This is a genomic window from Altererythrobacter litoralis, from assembly GCF_036324225.1.
GTDB lineage: Bacteria > Pseudomonadota > Alphaproteobacteria > Sphingomonadales > Sphingomonadaceae > Erythrobacter > Erythrobacter litoralis_A.
On the sequence record NZ_JAZDQV010000013.1, the window covers coordinates 65,352 to 73,136 of the forward strand.

The 7,785-nt window shown below is 63.8% G+C and carries 7 protein-coding genes; 1 reads left to right on the forward strand and 6 read right to left on the reverse strand.

The features are described 5' to 3' along the window. Nucleotides 1-84: 84 nt before the first annotated feature. The 4 genes from VRS74_RS11940 to infA are packed head-to-tail and all read right to left on the reverse strand — an operon-like array spanning nucleotide 85 to nucleotide 2,064. Entirely contained in the window at nucleotides 85-273 is a 189-nt protein-coding gene (locus VRS74_RS11940) for a DNA gyrase inhibitor YacG (RefSeq protein ID WP_354145451.1), read from the reverse strand. Next, complete coding sequence (locus tag VRS74_RS11945) at nucleotides 270-1,247, reverse strand: ribonuclease E/G (protein WP_354145452.1); 978 nt, start codon at nucleotides 1,245-1,247, stop codon at nucleotides 270-272. The genes VRS74_RS11940 and VRS74_RS11945 overlap by 4 nt, the downstream gene beginning before the upstream one ends. After that, nucleotides 1,240-1,812: a Maf family protein gene (locus tag VRS74_RS11950; protein ID WP_354145453.1), complete on the reverse strand. Its 573-nt coding sequence runs from the start codon at nucleotides 1,810-1,812 to the stop codon at nucleotides 1,240-1,242. Before VRS74_RS11950 ends, VRS74_RS11945 begins: the two co-directional genes overlap by 8 nt. A gap of 6 nt (nucleotides 1,813-1,818) precedes the next feature. Further along, on the reverse strand, nucleotides 1,819-2,064 hold the full coding sequence (infA, locus tag VRS74_RS11955; RefSeq protein ID WP_047806247.1) for a translation initiation factor IF-1: 246 nt from the start codon (nucleotides 2,062-2,064) through the stop codon (nucleotides 1,819-1,821). 194 nt (nucleotides 2,065-2,258) lie between these two features. Between infA and VRS74_RS11960 the strand changes: the two genes are divergently transcribed. Next, nucleotides 2,259-5,135 (forward strand): TonB-dependent receptor, encoded by a 2,877-nt coding sequence (locus VRS74_RS11960; protein ID WP_354145454.1) that lies wholly within the window; start codon nucleotides 2,259-2,261, stop codon nucleotides 5,133-5,135. A 24-nt stretch (nucleotides 5,136-5,159) separates the two neighbouring features. Here the strand turns inward: VRS74_RS11960 and VRS74_RS11965 are convergent, their stop codons facing one another. Together VRS74_RS11965 and VRS74_RS11970 are read right to left on the reverse strand one after the other, a co-directional pair. Beyond that, complete coding sequence (locus VRS74_RS11965) at nucleotides 5,160-5,957, reverse strand: esterase/lipase family protein (protein WP_354145455.1); 798 nt, start codon at nucleotides 5,955-5,957, stop codon at nucleotides 5,160-5,162. A 35-nt stretch (nucleotides 5,958-5,992) separates the two neighbouring features. After that, the gene (locus tag VRS74_RS11970; protein ID WP_354145456.1) at nucleotides 5,993-7,570 is read right to left on the reverse strand and encodes a WS/DGAT/MGAT family O-acyltransferase; all 1,578 of its coding nucleotides are present in this window, start codon (nucleotides 7,568-7,570) and stop codon (nucleotides 5,993-5,995) included. Nucleotides 7,571-7,785: the final 215 nt, after the last annotated feature.

The following is a 7,785-nucleotide window of genomic DNA, read 5'->3' on the forward strand; positions in this document are numbered from 1 at the left end:
GGTGCAAAACACCGGCGAGCGAATGAGAGCGCGCCTATGGCGAAGCTGTGCGCCCTTGGCAAGCGCCAATTGCCCGAAATTCGGCTAGTCGCGGTCGTCGCGGATGATTTCCCCGGCGATTTCTTCGGGCATGGCCGGTCGGCCGGGCACGGCATAGCCATCCCCAAACCATTGCGCGAGGTCGCGGTCCCGGCAGCGGCTCGAACAGAAGGGCGCGAATTGCGCTTGCCGCGGTTTCTTGCAGATGGGGCAGGTCTTCGTCTTGCTGGTCATAGCGGTACTGCCTGTGCGAATCCGGCCTCCAGCGCAAGACCGGGGTCAGGCGACACACGAACTTCGCGGCCGCTCCTGCGGGCAAGTTCGGCGAGCCAGTTGGGCATGAGACGTGCAGCGACCGCCGGATGGCAGCTGAGCAGGATGGCGCCGGGTTCGCTCACCGCTTCGGCGCGGCGCAACAACAGGCGCGCAGCGGCTCCGCTGCGATCAAGCGAGACCAAGCGCAGCATCGAGGCACGCGACAGCCGGGCAACGATCTGGACGAAGCCGAAGCCGTTCATGGCAGTGCGCTCATGCGGCCAGCCCGCCAATTGCTCCTCGAGCTTTGCATCGACCGCGCGCCGGTCACCCTTGTCGGACAGGGTGGGAAAATCGATGCCGATGCTGCCACCGATGTCGAACCGACGCAGCGCGCGCGCCAAGGCCGGGACTGCGTTGGAGCAGATCGCCTCGACCGGATATCCATCGACATCGACCAGCGTCATGGCAGGCGTGTCCGAAAAGAGCAGTGAGCCGCCGTGGAAAGCGACCTCGCCGGTCCATGCTTCGGAAAACAGCTCTTCCCAATCGGCATCATCAGGGAAACGACGAACGATCCGCACATCTTGGCCTTCTTCGCGCAGGCTTTCAGCCAGCGATGGCGCTAAGTTGAGCGGCTGCTCGGTCTTGACTGCCTGCGCACGCTTCAGCCGCCCGCGTTCGGCAATCGCCTCGCGCTCGACCAGCATACGCACCGTCGATCCTTCGCTGTCCGCTTTGGGCAGGCGCCGCCCGATCGCTTCCTCACCGGTAGCGAAGCGAACAATAGCGTTGGGCGAAAGCGGGAACCGCTCCACCACAGCCGCTTCGGCAACAGCGCCTTGCACGAGCCGCCCGGGCCAGCGCATCCGCGCCGCGACGATGCGCCCCTGTTCGAACCGGATCGCGCGTTCCTCGCCGATCCCCTCTTCGACAAGCCAGGTGTCAGCCAATGTCGAAACCCGCAGACTTGAGCAGGGCGCGCGTTTCGAACAATGGCAGGCCGACCACGCCGGAATGGCTGCCTTCGATCCACGCGATCAGGCCCTCGGCCGCGCCCTGGATGGCATAGCCGCCAGCCTTGCCGTGCCATTCGCCGCTGGCGAGATAGGCGGCGATTTCCTCTTCACTCAACCGCTTGAAGCGAACACTCGTCTCGCTCAGCTTTTCGCGCAGCGCGCCGTCGGGCGATCTCAGCGCGATGGCGGACAGGACGCGGTGCCTGCGGCCCGACAGCAGTTCGAGGCAGTGCCGCGCAGTAGCTTCATCCTCGGCCTTGGGCAGAATACGGCGTCCGACAGCGACCACTGTGTCTCCGGCGAGAATGTGCCCTTCGCCCCCGACCGCCATGGCTTTCTCGCGCGCCATGCGCACAGCATAGTCGCGAGGAAGTTCGCCCTTGAGGGGGCTTTCGTCAATTTCGGCGGGGGCAATTGCATCGGGCACAATTCCGAGCCGCGCGATCAGCTCGCGCCGCCGGGGACTGGCAGATGCTAGGATGAGCTTGGGCGAACCCACGCCGAATTACTGCGGGCCAGGACCGCCGCGACCGGGCATGAAGCGGTAAGTGATGCGCGCCTTTGTGAGGTCATACGGCGTCAGCTCGCACAGCACTTCGTCGCCCACCAGCACGCGGATGCGGTTCTTGCGCATCTTGCCGGCGGTATGCCCCAGAACTTCGTGACCGTTTTCGAGCTCCACCCGGAACATCGCGTTGGGCAGCAGTTCGACCACCTTGCCGCGCATTTCGAGGAGTTCTTCCTTGGCCATGTAAATCCTTAGTTCAGTTTATGGAGGCGAATTGGCGCGCGCTTTAGCCGCGCCGGGAGCAAAATGGAAGCCTCGTGCGTTGCAGGGCCGTTCCTCGGCGTAACCCGATTGCGCCAGGGTTCATGTCAATTGATGCAAATCAATACATTTCAGCCGATTGTGCTAGTGTTGTAATTAGGAGAAGGGCGCTCGCCATGAGCCCGAAACACACCCTTTTGCTGGGGACTTGCCTTGCCTGGACGCTTTCCGGCGTTGCCCAGGCGCAGACCCCTATCGCCGCTGCCGTCGCTGCCCAGGGGCAGGACACTTTGGTCGAAGAAGCCGATATCGCCGCTGAGACGGGGATCGTGGTTCGCGCGCAGCGCATGCGCGGCCAGCTCGATGTCGAGCAAGCGCCGGTTCTCGAACTCAACGAGGAAGACATCCTGGCTGTTGGTGCGAACTCGGTTGAGGAACTGATTGCCGCGATCGGCCCCCAGACTGGCTCGTCGCGCGGGCGCGGTGGCGGCCCGCCGGTGTTCCTCGTCAACGGCATCCGTATCAGCAGCTTCCGCGAAATGCGCAGCTATCCGCCCGAATCGATCGCTAAGATCGAAGTCCTGCCTGAGGAAGTGGCGCAGCGTTTCGGCTTCCCGCCCGACCGCCGGGTGGTCAATATGATCCTCAAGGACAGCTACTCCAGCCGCGAGATCGAGCTGGAGTTCGAAGGGCCGGACCGTGGCGGATATTTCCGCAACGAGCAGCAGTTCACCATGCTGCGGATCAAGGATGGCGGGCGGCTCAACGTCAATCTCGAAGCTGGCGACGTGTCGATGCTGACCGAGGCAGAGCGCGGAGTTGTTCAGCCGGGCAGTTTGCAGCCCGACGTTTCCGGCGATCCCGATCCGGCGAAATATCGTAGCCTGGTGGCCGATAGCCGCAGTTTCGAGGCAACGGCGAACTGGGCCAAGGCATTCATCGAAAGCGGTTCCTCGCTCAGCTTCAACGGCACATATGAGCGCAGCGACAGCCTCAACCTGTCGGGCCTCAACACTGTGCTGCTTGTTGCGCCCGACGACAGTTCGGCGCTGCGTACATTCGGCGAGCGCGACCCGCTGCAGCGCCGCAGCTCGAGCGATACGTTCTCGACCGCCGCAACCTGGACCCGCCCGGTCGGCAGTTTTCAGCTGACAGCGACGATTGACGCCAGCCACGCGCTGAGCTCTGTCGAGATTGATCGCCGGTTCGATACGCAAGACCTGATCGATGCGGCCGCCGCAGGAGCGCTCGCGCTCGATGCGCCGCTTCCCGATGTCGCGGACAATGGATTCGACACTGCCGAAACCAAGACCTGGGCCGGGCGGGGCAAGTTTACTGCGCGCGGTGCGCCGCTTTACTTGCCTGCCGGCGAGTTGAGCACGACTTTCGATCTTGGCTATGAGTGGGACCGGATCGAAAGCAGCGATACGCGCACTGCCTTCGACACGCGCCTGACGCGCGGCGATCTCGAGGCGGGCGTAAACGTCGTGATCCCGATCACCAGCCGCCGCGACATGGTGTGGGATGCGCTGGGCACGATCACGCTCAACGCGCAGGCCGGTATCAACCATTTGTCGGATTTCGGCACGCTGGCTGACTGGAGCACGGGGATCAATTGGTCGCCGTGGGATAATCTCAACCTGCAGGTGACGCATGTGTGGCGCGAAGTCGCGCCTTCGCTTGGCAACCTCGGCAATCCGCGCGTCGAAACCTTCAACGTTCCGGTGTTCGATCTTGCCAATGGCGAAACGGTGCTGGCCACGGTGATTACGGGCGGCAATCCCGATCTCCTGGCCGAAACGCAACGTGACTGGCGCTTCAACGCGTCATGGGAACTGCCCTTCATCAAGGATACGCAGTTCTCGGCGGAATACATTCGCAACCGTTCGCGCGATGTGACTGGCGACTTGCCGGCGCTTTCGGCTGCGGTTGAAGCGGCATTTCCGGATCGAGTGACGCGCGATGTCGATGGCAGGCTGCTGTCGCTCGACCGGCGGCCGGTCACCTACGCCCGCACACGCGGCGAGCGGCTGGTGTTTGGCCTCACGACCCGTGGTTCGATCGGCAGGCCGGCTCCGCGCGGTAATGGCGAAGCGCGCGGCGGCGCTCCGTCAGGGGCTGGAAGCCCGCCAAGCGCCCCGGGCGGCGAAATGCGCCGGGGTGGACCTCCGGGGGGCTTTGCCGGTGGCCCGCCGACCGAAGAACAGCGCGCGCGTTTCATGCAGTTCCGCGAGCGGCTTTGCGCCGATGACGGGATGGCTTTCCTTGACCAGGTCGCAGGTGCGATCGAACGCGGCGAAGACCTCACGGCATTGTTCCCCGATTTCGACCTTACCCGTGCGCAGGGCATGCTCCAGCGCTTCAAGGGCGAAGACGGCACTATCGATCGTGCGCGCCTGAGCGAATTCCGCGAGCGGATTTGCAGCATGGATCCCTCGCAGATGCGTGGCGGACCGGGCGGACCTAGCGGCGCCCCTGCTGGTGGAGCGCCCGGTGCTGCTCCTGCGGGCAGGCCTCAGGGCGGCCCCATGATGGGCGGACGCGGCGGGCCTGGCGGTTTCGGCGGAGGTTCCGGCCAAGGGCGCTATTTCTTCAATCTCACCCACACGATCGAACTCGACAACCAGATCGTAATTGCAGAGGGCGGCCCGGTGCTGGACCTCCTCGATGGCGATGCCCAGGGCGACTTCGGCCAGGCCAAGCACTCGACCCGCGTTGAAGCGGGGCTGTTCCTTGACGGCAAGGGGCTGCGGCTTTCGGGTACCTATACGGGTAGCGCGCGGATCAATGGCAATTCGGTGACCGGCACCAGCCCGCTCTATTTCGCTGATCTGGTGCGGATCGACATGCGCGTTTTCGCCGATATCGGGCGACTGACGGGCACCGAATCCGGCTTCCTGAAAGGGTTCACCATTTCGATGAGGGCGGACAATCTGTTCGACGCCCGGCGGCGCGTACGCGATGCGGAAGGCAATACGCCGCTGCGTTATCAGCCGTTCCTGCTCGATCCGACCGGCCGCTATCTGGGCGTCGACCTGCGCAAGATGTTCTGAGCCGGGACGCCGCCCCGGCTGCGCTCAGTTGAACCCGGTGTTCGGGAACATCCATTGCTGGGCCAGCGTCGGCTCGAATGGCGCCCACTCGCCTTCGGGCTGCGCCAGCCGGTCGGCAAGGGCAATCATCACGCTGGGATTGACGCCCAGGCCGATATGGCTGGCATAGACCTCGATGTTTTCGCTGGGCGTCCGGCTCGGCTTCTGCACCGATCCGCGCCAGTGAACCACACCGTCGGTCTTGGTCAGGATCGAAGTGGTTGGCACTGGCGGCGCTTCGTCCAGCCCCTGAAACCTGCCGCCGCGCATCGGCTCAGGCTCCTTGCCGTTGAGCAGTTCGAACAGCCGACGCGCATTGGTGTGCCCGCGGTCGTCCGAGATCGGGCTGCCGAGCGAGATCACCTGCCGCACGCGCTCCGGGTGCAGCTTGGCTAGCTCGCGCGCGAGTACGCCGCCAAGGCTCCATCCGACCAGCGAGACCTTGCCGCCGCTGTTGTCGTTGAGCCGCTTGAGCTGGTCCTCCAGCCGCTGGATCAGGGCATTGTTGACCCGCACATTGCGCCCGCTGGCCCAGCCATGTGCGTCATAGCCGAGGTCGCGCAGCAAATTGCGCATCGGCGCGGTCGAATTGTTGGTGGCCATAAAGCCGGGCAGCACCTTCACCGCATGCCCGTCGCCGCGCGGCAATTGCGACAGCCATGGGCGCATCATGTAAAAGGCGCCGAGTTCGAACAGCGCGCGACCTTCCGCGAGGGTCCAGAACCTGCTTGGTGGGCGTGCCGCGCGGTCCAGTTCCTCTTCAACCATTGCCAATGTGGCCATCTCTGCTTCCCTTGCCTTGTTGTGATCCCGGCCCATCAGGGCTTCTTGGCCTTGCGCGTGGCGGTCTTGCGCTTCGCTGGCGGTTTGCTTTTCGGTTTGGCTGCAGCGGGTTTCGCCGCAGCTTTGACGGCGGGTTTGCGCGACTTCGGCTTTGCGGCCGCAGGCTTGGCCGGAACGGCGGGCTTTGCGCCGAGCGCCTTTGCCGCTGCGAGCAGCTCGGCGAAGCTGTCCTCGATGCACTGCACATAGAATTCGGGATCAGGCATCAGCTCGCGGCAAGCGGTGAAGATGACTGTCGCCTCATCGCAATAGCTTTGCACTACGTGGCCTACTCCCATGCCGTCGGTCAGGCAGAGCAGGCCCATCATGCTCTCAAGCCGCGCTACGCTGGAATAGATCGGCACCGGCGGCCCCGGAACGTTGGTGACAACTGTGCTGAAGGGCGGGGCCATGGTGCGATTGGCGAGGCCCAGCCTTGTATAGAGCTGCGCGCCCAAGGCCATAAATAGCGCCGGGCTGACCTTGCTGATCTCGGTCATGTTGCGCGCGCCCAGCGCTTCGGTCATCGCCTTGCTGTTGGTGGTTTGCGAATGGACGAATTGGAGCCGCCCGGCCGGGTCCGCAATATGCGTGCCGAGCGGCGCGATCATAGCAGCAACCTGGTTGCCCATGTCGCCCTTTTCGCCTGCCGACCGGACCGAAATTGGCGCCATCGCGGTAAGCGTCTTCTTGGGCAGGTCCTGCTTGGCCAGCAAATACTTACGCAAGGTACCGCCGACGATCGCCAGGAACACGTCGTTGACCTTCGCTCCTGGCGCAAGCGCGCGCATCGTCTTGATGTCATCGAGCTTGAAGCTGCGCCCTTCAACCACGCGATGCGACGAGATCACGCGATTGAACCGCGTCTTGGGAGCTACAAGGTCGGAACTGACTTCGAAGTCCTTGACCGCCAGGCCCTTGATCGCCTTGGCGAGGCCGGGCGCGGCCTTGGCTGCCACTTCCAGCTGTTTCCATGGGTTGGTGACCGCATGAAGATAGCTCTTGCCGAGCAGTTCGACCGGGCTGGGCACTTTCTCGGGCTTCCATGTGTCGGGTTTGTCCGGCGGCGGCTCGTCGGCGCGCAGCGTATGCATCGCCTCCATCAGGTCAATGCCGCTCATCCCGTCGATCGCTGCATGGTGGACCTTGGTGACCATGGCAAAGCTGCCTTTGGGAACGCCGGGCACATTGTCGAGCCCTTCGACCACGGTGAATTCCCATGGCGGACGGTCAAGATCGAGCGGGCGCGCGAAGATACGCGCAGCCTGGATGCACAGCTGGCGCCAGTCGCCCGGCTTGGGCAAGGCGACGTGGCGGACATGGTATTCGAGATCGAAGGCGGGGTCTTCGATCCAATAGGGATAATCGAGATCGAACGGCACCCTTACCAGTCGCTGGCGGATCGTTCGGCTGAGCTGCATGCGGCTTTCGAAGAAGGCCAGGATGTCCTTGAAACGGACGAAGCCCCCGGGCGCGGTCGCCGGATTGTAGATCAGGATCGAGCCGATATGCATCGGCGAATTGCGCGATTCCATCGCGACAAACGAGGCATCCATGCCCTGCAATTGGCGCAAGGTTCTCTCCTGCTGCGGCCGCTCTTTTCCGGTCTCTGTTGCAGACGCTAACAAAAGGGCGCTTCCGGTCAACTTGCCGCACTCGTCAAGCGCTTCCCCAGCGGCAAGCAAAGGGACGGGGTGCTCTAGGCTCAGGATCCATTAAATCGCTTGCCTTGGCGGCGAAGCCTTGATTCACTCGCGGCACTGAGGAGGTGCTGCGGATGTCTGAGCTT

Excerpts from the sequence above, each read along its gene's own strand:
- VRS74_RS11940 (WP_354145451.1), bottom strand. The coding sequence starts at position 273 with ATGACCAGCAAGACGAAGACCTGCCCCATCTGCAAGAAACCGCGGCAA.
- infA (WP_047806247.1), bottom strand. The coding sequence starts at position 2,064 with ATGGCCAAGGAAGAACTCCTCGAAATGCGCGGCAAGGTGGTCGAACTG.
- VRS74_RS11960 (WP_354145454.1), top strand. The coding sequence starts at position 2,259 with ATGAGCCCGAAACACACCCTTTTGCTGGGGACTTGCCTTGCCTGGACG.
- VRS74_RS11965 (WP_354145455.1), bottom strand. The coding sequence starts at position 5,957 with ATGGCCACATTGGCAATGGTTGAAGAGGAACTGGACCGCGCGGCACGC.